The following is a 283-nucleotide window of genomic DNA, read 5'->3' on the forward strand; positions in this document are numbered from 1 at the left end:
TGCAATGGCATTTTCAACAGTCGGTGCATCGTTAACACGATTCACAATCAAACTGTCACTGTCGTTAGCTGTTGGATTTACACCATCCGACACTGACGCGCTGATAGTTAGGTCTTTAAGGTTGAGCTCATCGTTGTTAACTGCATCGACGCCCGCTTGAGTCAGCTTGACTTCATCGCCAACTAACACAAAGTAACCGTTTGAGTTGTTTTCTAAAGAAACGGTTAATTGATCTTCAGAAGTGTCAGTATCGCGAACCGTTAAGGTTGCGACTACCGTATCA

The 283-nt window shown here is 44.2% G+C and carries 1 protein-coding gene; it reads right to left on the reverse strand.

What is annotated here, in order from left to right; all coding sequences use genetic code 11:
• Positions 1 to 283, reverse strand: a 283-nt coding sequence (locus BIW15_RS24000; RefSeq protein ID WP_140297242.1) for a hypothetical protein, incomplete at both ends; no start/stop codon positions are given.

It is taken from the genome of Vibrio sp. SALL6 (assembly GCF_002002385.1).
Taxonomy (GTDB): domain Bacteria; phylum Pseudomonadota; class Gammaproteobacteria; order Enterobacterales; family Vibrionaceae; genus Vibrio; species Vibrio parahaemolyticus.